The following is a 17,070-nucleotide window of genomic DNA, read 5'->3' on the forward strand; positions in this document are numbered from 1 at the left end:
GCTATTGACCCTCGCCAACCTGAACCCGCGAGTCCTTGTCGCCGGTTCATATTCCATAGAGCTCTGGTTCTTATCAGAAGGCAGGAAGGGTCTGGCCTTGGCGAAGATTATTACCACCATCACCGGCGATGCGGCGCTCACCTTTGACGACGTGCTGCTGCAGCCGGCGCGCTCCGACATCCTGCCAACCGAGACTGACGTTTCTACCTATGTCACCAAGGACATAGCGCTCAATCTTCCCATCCTGTCATCGGCCATGGATACGGTCACCGAGGCCAATATGGCGATCGCCATGGCCCAGGCCGGCGGCATGGGCGTCATCCACAAGAACCTCACCGCCGCCGAACAGGCCGAGCAGGTCAGGATGGTCAAGTCCTTCGAGAGCGGCATGGTGGTCAATCCCATCACCATCGGTCCCGATGCCACCCTGGCCGATGCCCTGCAACTGATGCAGCAGAGCCGTATTTCCGGCATTCCGGTGGTCGAGAACGGTGGCACAGGCGGCCGCGCTATTGGCAAGCTCGTTGGCATCCTCACCAATCGCGACGTGCGCTTCGCCTCGCATCCTGCCCAGCCCATCCGCGAGCTGATGACGCACGAGAACCTGGTCACCGTGCGCGACGGCGCCTCCAAGGACGAGGCCAAGGTCCTGCTCCACAAGCACCGCATCGAAAAGCTGCTCGTCGTCGATGAGGATTATCGCTGCACCGGCCTCATCACCGTCAAGGATATTGAAAAGGCTCAGCTTCACCCTAATGCCGTCAAGGACGAGCAGGGACGACTGCGCGTCGCCGCCGCCTCGACCGTCGGTGACAATGGCTTCGAGCGCTCGCTGGCCCTGATCGACGCGGGGGTCGACCTCCTCGTCATCGATACCGCCCATGGCCACTCCGTCCGCGTGGCCGAAGCCGTCGAACGCGTCAAGCGCGAGAGCAATTCCACCCGTATCATGGCCGGCAATGTCGCCACTGCCGAGGCCACCCGCGCCCTCATCGATGCCGGCGCCGATGCGGTCAAGGTCGGCATTGGTCCGGGCTCTATCTGCACCACCCGCATTGTCGCGGGCGTCGGCGTGCCCCAGCTCGCCGCTGTCATGGGCTGCGCCGAAGAGGCCAGTAAGTCCGGCATACCGGTCATCGCCGATGGCGGCATCAAGTTTTCAGGCGACATGGCCAAGGCCCTGGCCGGCGGCGCCTCCTGCGTCATGGTTGGCTCGCTCCTGGCGGGCACCGATGAAGCGCCGGGCGAGGTGTTCCTCTATCAGGGGCGCTCCTACAAATCCTATCGCGGCATGGGCTCGGTAGGCGCCATGGGCGCTGGCTCCGCCGACCGCTACTTCCAGCAGGATGTGCGCGACCAGATGAAGCTTGTGCCCGAGGGCATCGAAGGGCAGGTGCCCTATAAGGGCCCGGTAAACGCCGTGCTGCATCAGCTCGCCGGCGGTCTTCGCGCCTCCATGGGCTATACCGGCGCGCACAATCTCCAGGACTTCCGCGACAATTCCGTCTTCGTCAAGATTTCCGGCGCCGCCCTCAGCGAAAGCCATGTCCACGACGTGACCATCACCCGCGAAGCCCCGAACTACCGCAGCGGGCGGTAGGTGGCGGATACGAACGCGTCAATGACTTTGGCGGCAACGTGAGGCGCATTTCCACGTTATGGGTAAAAGGAGGAGATGCTGATGAGCGAAAGCCATTTTATTGTCTGCCTGCGTGACGGGGCCTGGCAGCACACGCATCGCGGCGAAACGTCCGCGCCGTTTATGAGTCGGGAGGCAGCTATCGAAGCCGCCATCGAGGAGGCGCAGGCCTCCGGGGATTCCGGCGCTGAAGTTATTGTCCAGTCCTCCGAAACGTCCGCCGAGACGGTGTGGCGATCAGCGGAGAAGGATCATACCGGCCGCTGATCGACATTGTCGTGCTAACAAATCGCGTTTTGTTACAAGCCGTTACTGCTTTAATCCGAATCTTCGCCGGAGCGTGAATTGCCTCTGCTCGACAAGCTCCTGATTCTCGCGATGGCTGTTCAAGCCTTCTTGGCCATCGGACTGGTCTTTTGGCTCGGCTTTGAACGCGTGCCGCGCATCGCCCGTGGCGAAATCCGCATTGCCGACATTGCCGTCGAACGCACGGGCTATCCGCTCAAGGCGAAACTGCTCTCGAACAGTTTCGACAACCAGTTCCAGCTCCCGGTGCTGTTCTTCGTCGCTGCACTGCTCCTGCTTCAGCTTGACTTGGTAGGGTGGGTTGACGTCACCCTTGCCTGGCTGTTCGTGGCATTGCGCCTTGCCCATGCGCTCATCCACGTCACCACCAATCGCGTCTATCGCCGCTTCGTGGCCTATACCGCTGGACTTGCCGTGCTGACCCTGTTTTGGCTATGGCTCACCTTTCGCATCCTTCTGCAGAGTTGAGTGCCCCATGTCCCTGATCTCCCGCATCGATACGATCTTTGTTCCGGCACTCGACACCGACGCTGCCGCAAAATGGTATGCGCGCATGTTCGGCATGGTCGAGATATTCCGCTCCGCCGGCTATATCGGTATGCGGCTGGAAGGCGCCGAATCCACCACCACGGCGCTAACCCTCATCCCGGTCGATAAGATGCCCGACCAGCCCTTTGCGGCCTTCAACTTCTACACACGTGACCCGACTGCCCTCCACACCGCTCTAACGGACGACGGGCGCGAGGTCACGACCATCAATTCCAATGGCGCCATGACCTGGTTTGACTTCGTCGATATCGCCGGCAACCGCGTCAATGTCTGCCATTTTCCCGAAAGCTGATCCATGCGCCTTCCAGGCCGTCTTGCTGCTGCCATCGAAGTTCTGACTGACGTCGAGGCACGCAAGCGGCCCGTGTCGGAAGCGCTCAAGGCTTGGGGTCTCAACAATCGTTTCGCCGGGGCAGGGGACCGCGCCGCCATCGGCAACCTGGTCTATGACGCCCTGCGCCGCCGCTCCTCGCATGCCTTCGCCATGGGCAGCGACACTCCGCGCGCCCTGGTGCTGTCGGTCGCCATGCGCGACTGGGGCGAAACACCCGAGGCGCTCAACGCCGTCTTCGGGGAGGACAGCCATGCGCCGACACCGCTTACGGACGAAGAAGCGACTGCCGCAACGGCCGATCTCTCCGTCGCGCCACCAGCGGTTCAAGCCGATTTCCCAGACTGGCTGGCACCCTCCTTGCAGCGTGCATTCGGCGCCGACTGGATCGCCGAAGGACAGGCCATGGCTGGTCGCCCCTCGCTCGACCTGCGCGCAAATGCGCTTAAGGCCGCGCCTGAAAAGGTCATGAAATCGCTGGCGCGTTTCTCGCCCCAACCAACCACAGTCGCGCCTTTCGGCATCACCATGCCCGCCGGACCGCGGGATGCTCGTACGCCCAATGTCACCACCGATGAAGGCTACCAGAAGGGCTGGTTCGAGGTGCAGGACCAGGGCAGCCAGATTGTCGCGGCACTGGCCGGCGCCCGAGAGGGCGAACAGGTGCTGGACCTCTGCGCCGGGGCAGGCGGCAAGACCCTGGCCTTGGCTGCCACCATGGGCAATAAGGGCCAAATATTCGCCTATGACAGCGATCGCTCGCGCTTGGCGCCCATCTATGATCGTTTGAAGCGCAACGCCGTGCGCAATGCCCAGGTCCGCGCCCCTCATCCCGGCGCGCTCGATGACCTTCTGGGCAAGATGGACCGTGTCGTGGTCGATGCCCCCTGCACCGGCACCGGCACCTGGCGCCGCCGTCCCGACACCAAGTGGAAGCTGACCGCCGAATTGCTGGTGCAGCGTCAGTCCGAACAGGCCGCGCTTCTGGTCGAGGCGGCGCGCTATGTGAAACCCGGCGGCACTCTAGTCTATATCACATGCTCCATTCTCCCCGAGGAGAACGACGACCAGATCGCTGCTTTCCTCGCCGCCAATCCTGGCTTTGAAACCATCGACATGTCCAAGGCTTGGCGTCAGGCGCTGATCACGGACCTGCCCGAAGGCCTGGCCACAAAGGGCGGCGGCATTTGCCTCACCCCGCGCCGCGCCAACACGGATGGGTTCTATTGCCACCTGCTGAGCCGCAAGTCGTGAGGTGAGAACTAAGCCCCGACTGGATCCGGTTCCTCCGCTTGGACGGAGCGGTTGGGGGGGGGGTCGCAGAACTTGGGTTCTGGGCGAACCACACGCGCATTTTCGTCGTTCTGACAATAGAACCGCTATCGGGAGACTAAAATGTCCGCAGCAACCACCGACTATCGCAGCCCGGCCTCCTGGGTGGCCCTCGCCGTATTCCTTGCCCTCGTCATCGGCATCGGCGCGCTGATCGGCACCCAGTCCACCCCTGGCACCTGGTACGAATCTCTCACCAAGCCGCCGCTCAATCCGCCCAACTGGGTCTTCGGTCCGGTCTGGTTCGCCCTCTACGTGATGATCGCCGTCGCTGGCTGGCGCATCTGGGTCGCGGCGCCGCAATCAGGCGCCATGAAATTTTGGGGCGCCCAGATGCTGTTTAATTGGGCTTGGTCGCCGGTCTGGTTCCTGGCCCAGCAGCCTTGGCTCGCCTTCGTCATCCTGGTGGCCATGTGGCTCTCCATCGCCGGGTTTATCCTCGCCTCCCAGAAGCACGATAGGCTGGCTCCATGGCTGTTCATGCCCTATCTGGCCTGGGTGAGTTTTGCGGGCTACCTCAACCTCTCAATTGCCCTGTTGAACTAGGCTGGTTGAGGCACGGCAGCATTGGGCGAACGCTTTTCCAGCGTCCTTGCCCAGGCAATGACCGGCGCCTCCAGCCAGCGATAGGACGCGGTGGCGATGCCAACCGAGATGCCGACTGCCGCAGCGGTTGCCGTCAGCCACAGGACGCCATCGGTCATCGTGCCGTAGAGGAATTTGGGCACGAAATAGACCTGGATCAGCTCGATGACCAGCGTGTGGTAGATATAGATGCCAAAGGAAATCTGGGCGAGGAACCGTGTGGCCGGATTGTCCAGCAACCGGCCGAACAATACCGTCGATGGCCCGGTCGCCAGCACGATCCCGACCAGGGCATGCATGATGGGAAAACGGTAGGGTACCCTCAGCCAGCCATAGAGCTCGCCCGCCTCCCGATAGGCCTCCACCCACATGAAGCTGGCGGCACCCACAAGCGCCACCAGGCAGACGAGGTCCATCACCCAGTGCCGGACCTGCGCCAGCATTACCTGCACCCCGCCGGCCAGGGCGCCCAAGGCAAACATGGCGAAGAAGGAAAACGGATTGAACCAGGGCATCCAGGTCTTGGCGCCGCCCTGCAACCCATATTCCCAGCCCATCCGGTGCGGATCGACCACCACAAGGGTGCTGAAGGCCATATGCGCCAGAAGCGCCACGCCGATAATGCCAAGAAAGGCGATACGGGCAATCCATGGCGGTGATTGCCGGCCGAACGCAAAAAGCAGCACGAAACCGAGCGGCAGCAGCAGATAGGACGTGACCTCAAAGCCGATCGACCAGAGCGGCCCGTTGACCTCGACAGGGAAGAAGGTCAGCCAGTGCCAGTCGCTGACCAGCAGCAGCCCGGACGCATAGCGCACCCAGAGCCAGATGTCCGGGATGGCGCGCCACACCACGATGCTGAGAACGAACGTGATCGTCAGTGCCACCCAGAAGCCGGGCAGGATGCGCGCCGCCCGCCGCAGCGCATAGATGCGCAGCGAGGGCAGGGGTTCGCCCCGGTCCAGGGCCAGCCAGAATGGCCGCGCCAGAAGGAAGCCGCTGAGCACGAAGAAGATGCCCACGCCAAAGGTGCCGCCATTGGCAAGCACCTGCGCAATGTCGGCCTCCCCGAGGGAGGAGCGGAAATCAATCTTCTGCGTCAGGTGGTGAAAAAGCACGATCAGACAGGCACTGGCCCGCACGAAGTCTGCTCCCAGAAGACGATTGGACTGTTCCGACATGTTCCCCCCAAGAATATGCACGGGCGTTGTGCGAACGCTCCGCTTGCGGAATCCGTTTGGCGCGGCTAAAGCCTCGCCATGCAGCACCCAGACACCGCCTCCCTCACCGACACCATTCTCATTGTCGACTTCGGTTCGCAAGTCACACAATTGATTGCGCGCCGCATACGAGAGACGGGCGTCTATTGCGAAGTGCATCCCTTCAACAAGGCGGACGCCGCCTTCGCATCGATGCGGCCCAAGGGCGTGGTCTTCTCGGGCGGCCCGGCATCTGTCACCGAGGAGGGCAGTCCCCGGGCACCACAGGCGATCATCGATTCCGGCCTGCCGATCCTGGCCATCTGTTATGGCCAGCAGACTTTCTGCCTGCAGCTTGGCGGCAAGGTCGAGGGTGGACACCATCGCGAGTTCGGCCGTGCCGATTTGGAAGTGCTCGAGCCGAGCGCTCTTTATGACGGCATCTGGGAAGTTGGCGGAAAATACCCTGTCTGGATGAGCCACGGCGACCGCGTGACCGAACTGCCCGAGGGCTTCAAGGTCATGGCGACATCGCCCAACGCACCCTTTGCAATTGCCGGCGACGAAAGCCGCAAGCGCTACACCACCATGTTCCATCCCGAAGTGGTCCACACCCCCGATGGCGGCAAGCTGCTCGCCAATTTCGTGCACAGGATCGTGGGCCTCGAGTCCAACTGGAACATGGCGGCTTATCGCCAGAAGATGGTCGAAAAGATCCGCGAGCAGGTCGGCACCGGCAAGGTTATCTGCGGCCTGTCCGGCGGCGTCGACTCTTCTGTGGCTGCCGTGTTGATCCACGAAGCCATTGGCGACCAGCTCACCTGCATCTATGTCGACCACGGCCTGATGCGCCTCAATGAAAGCGAACAGGTGGTCACCATGTTTCGCGACCAGTTCAATATCCCGCTGGTCCATGTCGACGCCGAAAAGCTCTTCGTCGGCGAGCTTGAAGGCCAATTCGACCCCGAGACCAAGCGCAAGATCATCGGGCGCCTGTTCATCGAAGTCTTCGAGGAAGAAGCCAAGAAACTCGGCGGCGCCGACTTCCTCGCCCAGGGCACGCTCTATCCTGACGTTATCGAATCCGTGTCCTTCACCGGCGGCCCCTCGGTCACCATCAAGTCGCATCACAATGTCGGCGGCCTGCCCGAGCGCATGAACATGCAGCTCGTCGAGCCGCTGCGTGAACTGTTCAAGGACGAGGTCCGCGCCCTTGGCCGCGAACTGGGCATTCCCGAAAGCTTTATCGGCCGCCATCCCTTCCCGGGTCCGGGCCTCGCTATCCGCTGCCCTGGCGGCATCACCCGCGAAAAACTCGATATCCTCCGCCAGGCCGATGCCATCTATCTCGATGAAATTCGCAAGTCGGGCCAATACGACAAGATCTGGCAGGCTTTCGCCGTGCTGTTGCCGGTGCAGACCGTCGGCGTCATGGGCGATGGCCGCACCTATGAATTCGTCTGCGCTCTCCGCGCCGTCACTTCCGTCGACGGCATGACCGCCGATTTTTACCAGTTCGACATGAACTTCCTCGGGCGCACCGCCACCCGCATCATCAACGAAGTCCGCGGTATCAACCGCGTGGTTTATGATGTGACTAGCAAGCCGCCGGGAACCATTGAGTGGGAATAGCCCGATAGACTGAATGCGCGACTGCATCGCAGCCCATCCGGCTCGTCAAGGCGAGCCGGTTTGCATTCCCGGGGGCGCGTGATAATGCTCCCCCACACTTTCTTTCGACTTTAGGCCGGCCATGTCCAACGAGAATATCTTCAAGGAAATCGACGAAGAGCTGCGCACCGATCGCATGCGGGCGCTGTGGCGTCGGTTTGCGCCCTTCGTCATCGGTGGCGCGATTGCCATCGTGGCGCTGGTGGCGGTCAATGAAGGTTGGGCCTGGTACACCAGCAGTCAGTCCGCAGCGGCCTCCGAAAAGCTCTATGTGGCGCTCGATGCCGCCGAGGCCGGCGACCTGGAAGCGGCCCAGGCGCAGTTGGACGCTCTGGCGGCCGAAGGCTCCGGGGGCTATCCGGTTCTGGCCGAGTTCCGCAAGGCGGCGCTCCTCGCAGAGCAGGGCGATAGCACGGGCGCCGTTGCGGCCTATGACGCACTGTCCAACAGCCAGTCCAATCCGCGGCTGCGCGAACTGGCCCTGCTGCTCGCCGCCAATATTCTGGTCGATAGCGGTTCGCTGGCCGATGTCGAAGCCCGCGTCGCCACGCTCGCCACCGACGACGCCCAGATGCGTCGTGTCGCTGGTGAACAGCTTGGCCTGGCCCAATACAAGGCTGGCGACTTCGCCGCCGCTCAGGCGAGTTTCGAGGAGGTTCTCAATGATCCGCTGGCCCAGTCCGGCATCCGCAACCGCATGGCCTACTACCTGGCCCAGATGCTCTCGGAAGGCGTCATTGCCGCCGAGGCCCCGGCCGAAGCTGCTGCCGATGCCATCGATGCGATTGTTCAGGATGACGCTGCGGACGCTGTCGTAGAACCTGCCGCCGAATAATCAGCCGAACTATTAGGGGATACCGCATGACGGTCACCGTTGCCATTGTCGGCCGTCCCAATGTCGGCAAATCGACCCTGTTCAACCGCCTTGTTGGCCGCAAGATCGCCCTGGTGGATGATACCCCCGGCGTGACCCGCGACCGCCGCGAGGCCGAAGGGCATATTGCCGACCTGACCTTCAAGGTCCTCGACACCGCTGGCTACGAGGACGTCACCGACGACAGCCTCGAAAGCCGCATGCGCCAGCAGACGGAAATGGCCATCCGCGAGGCAGATGTCATCCTGTTCATGATCGATGCCCGGGCTGGCGTCGTGCCGCTCGACCAGCGCTTTGCCCAGGTCCTGCGCAAGGCCGGCAAGCAGGTGCATCTGGTCGGCAACAAGGCCGAAAGCCGCGCCGCTGAAGATGGTCTTGTGGAGGCCTTCAAGCTCGGCTTCGGTGAGCCGATCGCTCTCTCGGCCGAACATGGCCTTGGCTTGTCCGAGCTCTATTCCATCGTCTCCGCCGCCATCGACAAGGCTGCCGAGAAGAAGGCCGCACAGGCCGCCGAGGATGCCGAGACCGCTGGCGACCTCGATTTCATGCCCGAAGTCGATGTCGATATCACCCCCGACATGCTCGAGGGCGAGGGCGATGACGCGACCCTGCGCTGGAATCCGCGCCGCTATCTCAACGTCGCCATTGTCGGCCGCCCCAATGCCGGCAAGTCGACTTTGGTCAACCGCATGGTAGGCGAAGACCGCGTGCTGGTCGGTCCGGAAGCCGGCATCACCCGCGACAGCATCCTGGTGCCCTGGGAATGGGAAGGCCGTACTATCAATCTGGTGGACACTGCCGGCATTCGCCGCCGCTCGCGTGTGACCGGCAAGCTCGAAAAGCTCGCCGTGGGCGACAGTCTGCGCTCCATTCAGTACGCCGAGGTCGTCGTGCTGATGCTCGACGCCACTGTGCCGTTCGAAAAGCAGGATCTGGCGCTGGCCGACCTGGTCGAGCGCGAAGGCCGCGCCATGGTCATCGCGCTCAACAAATGGGATCTGATCGAAGACAAGAACGAGACGCTCAAACTCCTGCGCGAGGAATGCGAACGCCTGCTGCCACAGTTGCGCGGCGTGCCGCTGGTGACGCTCTCGGGCCTCACCGGACGCAATATCGACAAGCTGATGGAAGCCATCTTCGCTATCGAGCGCAGCTGGAATTCGCATGTCTCGACCTCGCGGCTCAACCGCTGGCTGGCGGGCATGATCGAGGGGCATCCGCCCCCGGCTGTCTCGGGTCGCCGTCTCAAGATGCGCTACATGACCCAGGCCAAAACCCGGCCGCCAAGTTACATCATCTTCGCCTCGCGACCCGATGTGGTTCCTGCATCCTACCAGCGCTATCTGGTCAACGGTATGCGCGAGGCCTTCGACATGCCCGGCACCCCGATCCGCATCTGGCTGCGGGGCGGCAAGAACCCTTACGTCGACAAGAAGTAGCAGACGTGAAGAGGTCGCAGGCGCAATTGCGCTCGTGGCCTGTTCACCCCCGCGGAGATTGCCCTATAGTGCGCATGTCGTAACACCCCGCCACTGGTCGCGGCGTGCCAACAGTGCACTTTGTTGCTTACAGAAATTCTCATCGTCGTCGTTCTGACTCTCGTGAACGGCGCCCTGGCCATGTCCGAACTGGCCGTCGTGTCATCCCGTTCCGCTCGTCTCAAGGTCATGGCCGACCAAGGCAATAAAGGCGCCGCCACGGCCATGCGTCTGGCCGATGACCCGGGTAAATTCCTGTCGTCCGTGCAGATCGGCATCACGCTGGTGGGCATCCTCTCAGGCGCCTTTTCCGGCGCCACGCTCGGGCTGCGGCTGACGGTCTGGCTCGAACAGACCGGTATCCCTGACAATATTGCCGATGTGGCCGGGGTCGGCGTGGTGGTCGTCCTCATCACCTATACATCGCTGATCCTGGGCGAACTGGTGCCCAAGCAGATCGCCCTGCGCAATCCGGAGGCTGTGGCTTCGCGCGTCGCCCAGCCCATGGCCATCCTGGCGCTGGTGGGCACGCCCATTGTCTGGCTGCTCGACATTTCCGGCAAACTTGTTCTTCGTCTTCTGGGCCAGTCCGGCGAGTCCGAAAATTCGGTCACCGAAGAAGAAGTTCGGACCATCATTGCCGAAGCCACCACCGCAGGCATTCTTGAAACTGAAGAACACTCGATGATCTCCGGCGTCATGCGCCTGGCCGACCGCTCAGCCCGTGGCATCATGACCCCGCGCCTCGATGTGGTGGCAATCGACCTCGAAGACAGCTACGAGGAAAATCTCAAGGTTATCCTCGAAACCTCCCATACCAAGGTCTTGGTCCAAGAGGCCGATTCTGATTCCATCCTCGGCGTTCTGGCGCTATCCGATCTGCTTCCGCCCCTGGCAGCAGGACAGCAGCCGGATCTACGAGCATTGGTAAGACCAGTGCCGGTTGTCATGGAACTGGCCGACGCACTCGATGTCGTCGAAACCATGCGAAAGGCGCGAGCCCAGATGGCATTGGTCGTCGATGAGTACGGGCATTTCGAAGGCATCATCACCTATGGCGACGTCCTCGAGGTCATTACCGGCATCTATGACGGTGAAGCGGGCGATGAACCGGCCCTGACCCAACGCAAGGACGGGTCCTGGCTAGTGGCCGGCTGGATGCCGGTGCTGGATTTCAGCGAACGCTTCAACGTTGCTGTGCCCAAAGACGCCCGCTACGAGACGCTGGCAGGCTTAGTACTCTCACATCTCAATCATATGCCGGCCATTGGCGAGAGCTTCGAGAGTGACGGGTGGCGGTTTGAGGTGATGGATATGGACGGGCATCGCATCGACAAGGTGCTCGTGGCACCGATCGCGACCGAAAATACGACCTGACTAGAGGTTCATCCCGAACCAGAGGACGCCCGGCTCCTCTCGCAGCGGCGTGAACCCGCTGCGGGTCCAGAAAGCGATACCGCCGCTATTGGTCGTACTGGCGCCCAGATGGATGCCACTGACCCCATTTGCCCTGGCCCGGTCAATCCAGCCCTGAAGAAGGCGCGTGCCCACCCGTTGGCCGCGCAGCCGCTCCAACAGGTTCATGTGGATATGCGCGGGATAGGCCGCAACCAGGTCCGGTGGCGACTGCTGCGGCTTCATGATGGCTGCGATGCGACCCTTGTCGGCGGTCGTCATGCCGGTGGCGCCAGTATAGCGGGTTCGCAGGGCTGGCCACCATTCCCGGTCCAGCCTTTGCGCAAACGCGTCGCTATTATAGGTACCCACAATGTAGCCGGCGACGCCCGTTTCATCCTCTGCCACCAGCACATTGTCCGGCTCCAGCACCCCATAGGGCGCTGCATAGATGTGCCCGATCAGTTGCGGATCGTTGTGCAGCGTCGTCGCATCCTGGCCGGAATCCCCGGTCTGCAGGCAAATGCTGTAGAGGCCATCGAGATCGGCGGGGGTATAGGCGCGCAGGATGACCACGATCAAATATCTTCGAAAGCGCCGGTGCCCACGTCGAACAGGCGTCCGTTTTCGGACACTCCCGGGCTGAGCAGGTCGATCAGTTTTGGCGCGACTTCTGCCGGCGTCGGCAGCGTGTTGGGGTCTTCACCCGGCATGGCCTTGGCTCGCATCGCAGTTCGGACGATGCCGGGATAGAATACATTGGCGCGCACATTGGTGCTGTCCACCTCGCCGGCATAGGATTTCACCAGCGCGTCCAGCGCCGCCTTGCTGGCTGCATAAAGCCCCCAGAACGGCCGGGCGGAGCGGGCAGCGCCCGAGGACACGAAAACGGCGCGGCCGGCCTCGGCCTGGCGCAGCAGCAGGTCGAGGGAACGCAGCAGGCGATAATTGGCGGTGACGTTGACCGCCAGGACCTTGTCGAACTCATCGGGCTTGATGTGGGCGACCGGGCTCAGCACGCCCAATAGGCCGGCATTGGCGACAAGGCCATCCAGATACCCCCAGCGCTCGAAGATTGCCGCGCCCAGCCGGTCGATGGCGTCGCCATCGCGCAGATCGAGCGGCACAAGCGTAGTCGAGCCGCCAATGGCCTGGATGGCATCATCGAGTTCTTCCAGCCCGCCGACGGTCCGCGCCACGGCAATCACGTGCGCGCCGCGTTGTGCCGCCTCGATGCCGGCAGCATAACCGATGCCGCGCGAGGCGCCAGTGATCAGGACGACCTTGCCGGCCAGTTCTGTCTTGTCAGTCATCAACCCGCTTCCTTGAGCAGCGAAATCTGCTTGGGATCGCTCATCGTCCGCCCATGCAGATCGGTCAACTGCGTCGGATAGTCGCCAGTGAAATAGTGATCGGTGAACTGCGGCGCCTTGGGATTGCGCTTCTCGCCACCCACGGCCTCGTAGAGCCCATCGATGGACAGGAACTGCAGCGAATCCGCGCCAATATAGCGGCACATGGCGTCCAGATCGCCATACTGGTTGGCCAGCAGCTTGTCCGGATCGGGCGTGTCGATCCCATAATAGTCCGAATGGAAGATCATCGGGCTGGCGACGCGGATATGCACCTCGGTGGCGCCGGCATCGCGGATCATCTGGATGATCTTGATGGAGGTCGTGCCACGAACGATGGAATCATCGATCAGCACCACCCGCTTGCCGGCAATCTCGGCGCGGTTGGCCGAGTGTTTCAGGCGCACGCCGAAGGCGCGGATGGATTGCGTCGGCTCAATGAAGGTGCGGCCCACATAGTGGTTGCGGATAATGCCCAATTCAAACGGAATGCCGCTCTGCTGCGCAAAGCCGATGGCTGCCGGGGTGCCGCCATCGGGCACCGGCACGACCACATCGGCCTCGACCGGCGCTTCCCTGGCGAGATTGATGCCCATGTTCTTGCGCGCCGTATAGACGCTGCGGCCCGAGACCATGCTGTCGGGACGGGCGAAATACACATATTCGAACAGGCACGGCCGTTCCGGCACCTGGCGAGCGGGCTTGCGGGCCTCAATGGCGATCGAGCCATCGGGTTGGATCTCGCAGATGATGATTTCGCCGTTCTCGACGTCGCGAACATATTTGGCGCCGACGATGTCCAGGGCACAGGTTTCCGAGCAGAAGATCGGCTTGCCGTCGAGTTCGCCCATCACCAGGGGGCGAATGCCGACCGGATCGCGGGCCGCGATCAGCTTGGTGCGCGTCATCGCCAGCATCGCGTAGCCGCCTTCCATCTGGCGGATGGCGTCGATGAAGCGGTCGGTGCTCGAGGAGTGGCGGGAACGGGCGATCAGATGCAGCACCACCTCGCTGTCCGAAGTCGACTGGCAGATGGCACCGGTGGCGATGATCTGGCGCCTCAGCGTCAATCCGTTGGTGAAATTGCCGTTATGGGCAATGGCGATGCCGCCCACTTCTAGCTCTGCAAACAGTGGCTGCACATTGCGCAGGGCCACTTCGCCGGTCGTCGAATAGCGGGTATGGCCGATGGCGATATTGCCCGGGAGCTTCGCGAGCACGGCGGGGTCGGTATAATGGTCACCGACCAGTCCCATCCGCTTTTCCTGATAGAACTGCCGGCCGTCGAAACTGACGATGCCGGCAGCCTCCTGCCCGCGATGCTGCAGGGCATGCAGCCCGAGCGCGGTCAGCGTGGATGCATCGTCATGCCCCAAAATGCCGAACACGCCACACTCTTCGTGCAGCGTGTCTCCATTGAGGTCGAAATCGTCATCGCTGCGATGGGTCACCGGGGGCTCCGTGCGATTTGCTGCGTGTTCGCCAAATAGCGCAATTTCCTGCCGGCTACCAATGACAAGTGCGGTCGGCAGGTTTGCGGCGGGTGCGCTGGTCCCGCCTTGAAAATTGCCTCAGGCCTCCGGCGCCGGATCGACGACAGGATCGGTCGGATCGACCGTTCCGTTATTGGGGTCGACTGCGCCACCATCGAGCGGAGCAGCCGGAACCTGAGGATCCTCGGTCAAATTGGCGCCGCCACCCTGGAGGATATCGGTCACCTGCTGCTCAAGGCCCTCGGGCAGCATGGAAATCAGCGTGTTGCCCATGTCGCGCAGATAGGGCAGCGACTGGGCGTTTTCGGCCCAGTCGGGCAAATTGTTGGGCAGCAGCCAAAGACCGAATATCGTCACCACGATGGCAATGAGCACGCCACGCAGCACACCGAAGACAAAGCCCAAAGTGCGGTCGATCGGGCCGACACGGCTGTCGACCACGAAGTCGGCAATGCGCATGGTGAGCAGGTGCAGCACGATGAGCGCCACGATGAAGGTGACCACGACCGTGGCAATGTCGGCAATGACCGGCTCCGCAACGTATTGCCGGGCGATGTCGGGGTGATATTGCCACATATAGACGGCGATGGCGGCGGAACCCGCCCATGTCGCAAGTGAGAGGACTTCGCGGGTGAGGCCCCGCGCAGTGGCCAGGATCGCCGAGATCAGCACCAGCACACCCACACCAACGTCGAACGCAGTCAGCATATGTTCTTGCCCTGTTTTCTTGCCGCCCCGGCTTGTTGCGGGAGCTTTAACGACTTTGTCGCGCTATGCCAAGGGCGCTGGATCATCGCAGCACCGATGTCCCCGGAAACGGATTGTTTACCATGCCTCGGGCTCCGGCTCGGGGATCGGTCGCTTGCCCTGGGCAGCGATGCGGCTGACCATGTCGCTCAATTGCGCATATTCCGTGACCTCGAGCCCCGAGGCGCGATCAGCGCTGCCCAGCTTGCCAGTCACCACCGAACCGAATCCGAGCTTTTGCGCCTCGCGCAGCCGCAGCGCGCCGTGAACCACCGGACGAACACCCCCGGCCAGCGAGATCTCGCCGAAATAGACCGCATCGGCCGGCAGCGGCGAACCGGTCAGCGAGGAGATCAGCGCTGCCGCCACGGCAAGGTCTGCCGCCGGCTCATTGATCTTCAGCCCGCCCGCCACATTGAGATAGATGTCATTGGCCCCGATGCGCACGCCGCAACGCGTCTCGAGCACCGCCAGCACCATGGAGAGGCGCGACGAATCCCAGCCCACCACCGCCCGGCGCGGCGTGCCCAGAGGGGAGGGGGCGACCAGCGCCTGGATCTCAATCAGCAGCGGCCGCGTCCCCTCCATACCGGCAAAAACCGCTGAGCCGGCTGCATCCTTGTCGCGCTGATCAAGGAACAGGGCGGACGGATTGGCCACCTGTTCGAGCCCGCGCTCGGTCATGGCAAAGACGCCGATCTCGTCGGTGGCGCCGTAGCGATTTTTCACCCCGCGCAAGATACGGAAGGTGTGGCTGCTATCGCCCTCGAAATAGAGCACCGCATCGACCATGTGCTCGACCACGCGGGGCCCGGCAATCTGCCCGTCTTTGGTGACATGGCCGACCAGAACCACGGCAGCGCCGCTTTTCTTGGCCATGCGGGTCAGCGCCTGGGCCGAGGTGCGGACCTGGGTGACCGTGCCCGGCGCCGAGTCCACCCGGTCGGTCCACAGGGTCTGGATCGAATCGATAATGACGAGATCGGGCGGTGGACCGTTTTCCAGCGTGGCCAGAATGATCTCGACATTGGTTTCGGCGGCCAGGAGCACCTCGGCCTCGCCCAGGCCCAGGCGTTGCGCCCGCAAGCGCACCTGCGCCACCGCCTCTTCGCCTGAGACATAAATGACACGCTTGCCCTTGCGCGCCAGGGCCGCGGCCGCCTGCAACAAGAGCGTCGACTTGCCGATGCCCGGATCGCCGCCCACCAGGAGGGCCGAGCCCTTGACGAACCCGCCACCGGTGACCCGATCGAGCTCAGCCATGCCCGTGGTGATCCGCGCCGCGCTTTCGGTCTCGCCTGACAAAGGCACCAGATTGGTGGGGCGTCCATTGGACTTGGCCGATTTCGGCCCGGCGCCGACGCCGGAATCGACCATTTCCTCGACGATAGTGTTCCAGTCGCCGCATGCATCGCATCGCCCTTGCCAGCGGCTGGAGACGGCCCCGCATGCCTGGCAGACGAAATTGGATCGGGCCTTTGCCACTGCTATTCCTTCTCCCGCGCCGTGCAGCGCTCCGCGAGCTTGCGCGTCGTGTTCCAGTTGCGGGACGTGTTGGTGCCGCAATTCTTGTCGATTAGGCGGATTAATCGCCCGGATTTGGCGACGTCCTGGCTGAAATCCACCACCAGATGGCCTGCCACGACCTGAATGATCTCGGGACCATCATGATCCGAAATCCACCCGAAATCCGGCTTCGCCGCCGCAAAGAAATAGACGCCAGTTTCCGCCGGGCGGTCCCTGGCCGCTGGGATCGGGTCGGCCTTGACCAGCTTGCGAAGAAGGGCAGGGGTCCGAACAACGGGTACGACGTTCTCGCCCAGGCCGAAGCTGCGCAGCACCGGCTCCATGGCAGCACGCGCCGCAATTGCGCTGCCATCGAACCCGGCAATCATGTTGCCGGTATTGACGAGCGTTTCCGGCGCCACGAACCCAGCGGCCTCCGACGCAGCGCGCCATTGTTCCATGCGCATCAGCCGGTGTGTCACCGGGCCAATGGCACGCAGCAGGATGACATACGTCGTTGCTTTTTCAGCCAAGTGCGCTCCTGCTCATTCAGCCGGGAGCCTATCAAGACGGATCAGATCCGGCAAGAACAAAAAGGCAACATTGTCAGTCA

17 protein-coding genes are annotated in these 17,070 nt (G+C 62.7%); 10 read left to right on the plus strand and 7 right to left on the minus strand.

Annotated features, from left to right (window positions below):
- Positions 1-97: 97 nt before the first annotated feature.
- The 6 genes from guaB (at position 98) to ACXYMS_RS10325 (ending at position 4,703) form a co-directional block, all read left to right on the plus strand.
- On the plus strand, positions 98-1,600 hold the full coding sequence (guaB, locus tag ACXYMS_RS10300; protein WP_458906038.1) for an IMP dehydrogenase: 1,503 nt from the start codon (positions 98-100) through the stop codon (positions 1,598-1,600).
- Positions 1,601-1,681: 81 nt separating this feature from the next.
- A complete protein-coding gene (locus tag ACXYMS_RS10305) occupies positions 1,682-1,906 on the plus strand; it encodes a DUF2188 domain-containing protein (RefSeq protein WP_458906040.1) in 225 nt (74 codons plus the stop codon).
- Positions 1,907-1,984: 78 nt separating this feature from the next.
- The gene (locus tag ACXYMS_RS10310) at positions 1,985-2,413 is read left to right on the plus strand and encodes an MAPEG family protein (protein WP_458906042.1); all 429 of its coding nucleotides are present in this window, start codon (positions 1,985-1,987) and stop codon (positions 2,411-2,413) included.
- Between the two features lie 7 nt (positions 2,414-2,420).
- On the plus strand, positions 2,421-2,786 hold the full coding sequence (locus ACXYMS_RS10315) for a VOC family protein (RefSeq protein WP_458906044.1): 366 nt from the start codon (positions 2,421-2,423) through the stop codon (positions 2,784-2,786).
- 3 nt (positions 2,787-2,789) lie between these two features.
- Positions 2,790-4,079 (plus strand): RsmB/NOP family class I SAM-dependent RNA methyltransferase, encoded by a 1,290-nt coding sequence (locus ACXYMS_RS10320; protein WP_458906046.1) that lies wholly within the window; start codon positions 2,790-2,792, stop codon positions 4,077-4,079.
- Between the two features lie 141 nt (positions 4,080-4,220).
- Positions 4,221-4,703, plus strand: a complete 483-nt coding sequence (locus tag ACXYMS_RS10325; RefSeq protein WP_458906048.1) for a TspO/MBR family protein — start codon at positions 4,221-4,223, stop codon at positions 4,701-4,703.
- On the opposite strand, the gene ACXYMS_RS10330 is transcribed toward ACXYMS_RS10325, so the two are convergent.
- A complete protein-coding gene (locus ACXYMS_RS10330) occupies positions 4,700-5,923 on the minus strand; it encodes an acyltransferase family protein (protein WP_458906050.1) in 1,224 nt (407 codons plus the stop codon). The two genes, ACXYMS_RS10325 and ACXYMS_RS10330, sit on opposite strands and share 4 nt — an antisense overlap.
- Positions 5,924-6,001: 78 nt before the next feature.
- Between ACXYMS_RS10330 and guaA the strand changes: the two genes are divergently transcribed.
- From guaA to ACXYMS_RS10350, 4 genes are all read left to right on the plus strand, one after another.
- Complete coding sequence (gene guaA / locus ACXYMS_RS10335; protein ID WP_458906052.1) at positions 6,002-7,573, plus strand: glutamine-hydrolyzing GMP synthase; 1,572 nt, start codon at positions 6,002-6,004, stop codon at positions 7,571-7,573.
- Between the two features lie 121 nt (positions 7,574-7,694).
- Positions 7,695-8,447, plus strand: coding sequence for a tetratricopeptide repeat protein (locus ACXYMS_RS10340; protein ID WP_458906053.1), 753 nt, complete (start codon positions 7,695-7,697; stop codon positions 8,445-8,447).
- A 26-nt stretch (positions 8,448-8,473) separates the two neighbouring features.
- A complete protein-coding gene (gene der / locus ACXYMS_RS10345; protein ID WP_458906055.1) occupies positions 8,474-9,925 on the plus strand; it encodes a ribosome biogenesis GTPase Der in 1,452 nt (483 codons plus the stop codon).
- A 123-nt stretch (positions 9,926-10,048) separates the two neighbouring features.
- Entirely contained in the window at positions 10,049-11,341 is a 1,293-nt protein-coding gene (locus ACXYMS_RS10350) for a hemolysin family protein (protein ID WP_458906057.1), read from the plus strand.
- On the opposite strand, the gene ACXYMS_RS10355 is transcribed toward ACXYMS_RS10350, so the two are convergent.
- The 6 genes from ACXYMS_RS10355 to ACXYMS_RS10380 form a co-directional block, all read right to left on the minus strand.
- Positions 11,342-11,935 (minus strand): GNAT family N-acetyltransferase, encoded by a 594-nt coding sequence (locus ACXYMS_RS10355; RefSeq protein ID WP_458906058.1) that lies wholly within the window; start codon positions 11,933-11,935, stop codon positions 11,342-11,344. It lies immediately after the preceding gene.
- Between the two features lie 2 nt (positions 11,936-11,937).
- Positions 11,938-12,672: an SDR family NAD(P)-dependent oxidoreductase gene (locus tag ACXYMS_RS10360; protein ID WP_458906060.1), complete on the minus strand. Its 735-nt coding sequence runs from the start codon at positions 12,670-12,672 to the stop codon at positions 11,938-11,940.
- Positions 12,672-14,162 (minus strand): amidophosphoribosyltransferase, encoded by a 1,491-nt coding sequence (purF, locus tag ACXYMS_RS10365; protein ID WP_458906062.1) that lies wholly within the window; start codon positions 14,160-14,162, stop codon positions 12,672-12,674. The genes ACXYMS_RS10360 and purF overlap by 1 nt, the downstream gene beginning before the upstream one ends.
- Before the next feature lie 120 nt (positions 14,163-14,282).
- Positions 14,283-14,912 (minus strand): CvpA family protein, encoded by a 630-nt coding sequence (locus tag ACXYMS_RS10370; RefSeq protein WP_458906064.1) that lies wholly within the window; start codon positions 14,910-14,912, stop codon positions 14,283-14,285.
- Positions 14,913-15,029: 117 nt separating this feature from the next.
- On the minus strand, positions 15,030-16,436 hold the full coding sequence (gene radA, locus ACXYMS_RS10375) for a DNA repair protein RadA (protein WP_458906065.1): 1,407 nt from the start codon (positions 16,434-16,436) through the stop codon (positions 15,030-15,032).
- 2 nt (positions 16,437-16,438) lie between these two features.
- The gene (locus ACXYMS_RS10380; RefSeq protein WP_458906066.1) at positions 16,439-16,990 is read right to left on the minus strand and encodes a DUF1697 domain-containing protein; all 552 of its coding nucleotides are present in this window, start codon (positions 16,988-16,990) and stop codon (positions 16,439-16,441) included.
- Positions 16,991-17,070: the final 80 nt, after the last annotated feature.

The sequence above is a fragment of the Devosia sp. CAU 1758 genome (assembly GCF_054482695.1).

Bases quoted from the DNA above. Each gene is read 5' to 3' on its own strand.
- ACXYMS_RS10305 (WP_458906040.1), top strand. From the start codon at position 1,682: ATGAGCGAAAGCCATTTTATTGTCTGCCTGCGTGACGGGGCCTGGCAG.
- ACXYMS_RS10315 (WP_458906044.1), top strand. From the start codon at position 2,421: ATGTCCCTGATCTCCCGCATCGATACGATCTTTGTTCCGGCACTCGAC.
- ACXYMS_RS10320 (WP_458906046.1), top strand. From the start codon at position 2,790: ATGCGCCTTCCAGGCCGTCTTGCTGCTGCCATCGAAGTTCTGACTGAC.
- ACXYMS_RS10325 (WP_458906048.1), top strand. From the start codon at position 4,221: ATGTCCGCAGCAACCACCGACTATCGCAGCCCGGCCTCCTGGGTGGCC.
- ACXYMS_RS10330 (WP_458906050.1), bottom strand. From the start codon at position 5,923: ATGTCGGAACAGTCCAATCGTCTTCTGGGAGCAGACTTCGTGCGGGCC.
- guaA (WP_458906052.1), top strand. From the start codon at position 6,002: ATGCAGCACCCAGACACCGCCTCCCTCACCGACACCATTCTCATTGTC.
- ACXYMS_RS10340 (WP_458906053.1), top strand. From the start codon at position 7,695: ATGTCCAACGAGAATATCTTCAAGGAAATCGACGAAGAGCTGCGCACC.
- der (WP_458906055.1), top strand. From the start codon at position 8,474: ATGACGGTCACCGTTGCCATTGTCGGCCGTCCCAATGTCGGCAAATCG.
- ACXYMS_RS10360 (WP_458906060.1), bottom strand. From the start codon at position 12,672: ATGACTGACAAGACAGAACTGGCCGGCAAGGTCGTCCTGATCACTGGC.
- ACXYMS_RS10370 (WP_458906064.1), bottom strand. From the start codon at position 14,912: ATGCTGACTGCGTTCGACGTTGGTGTGGGTGTGCTGGTGCTGATCTCG.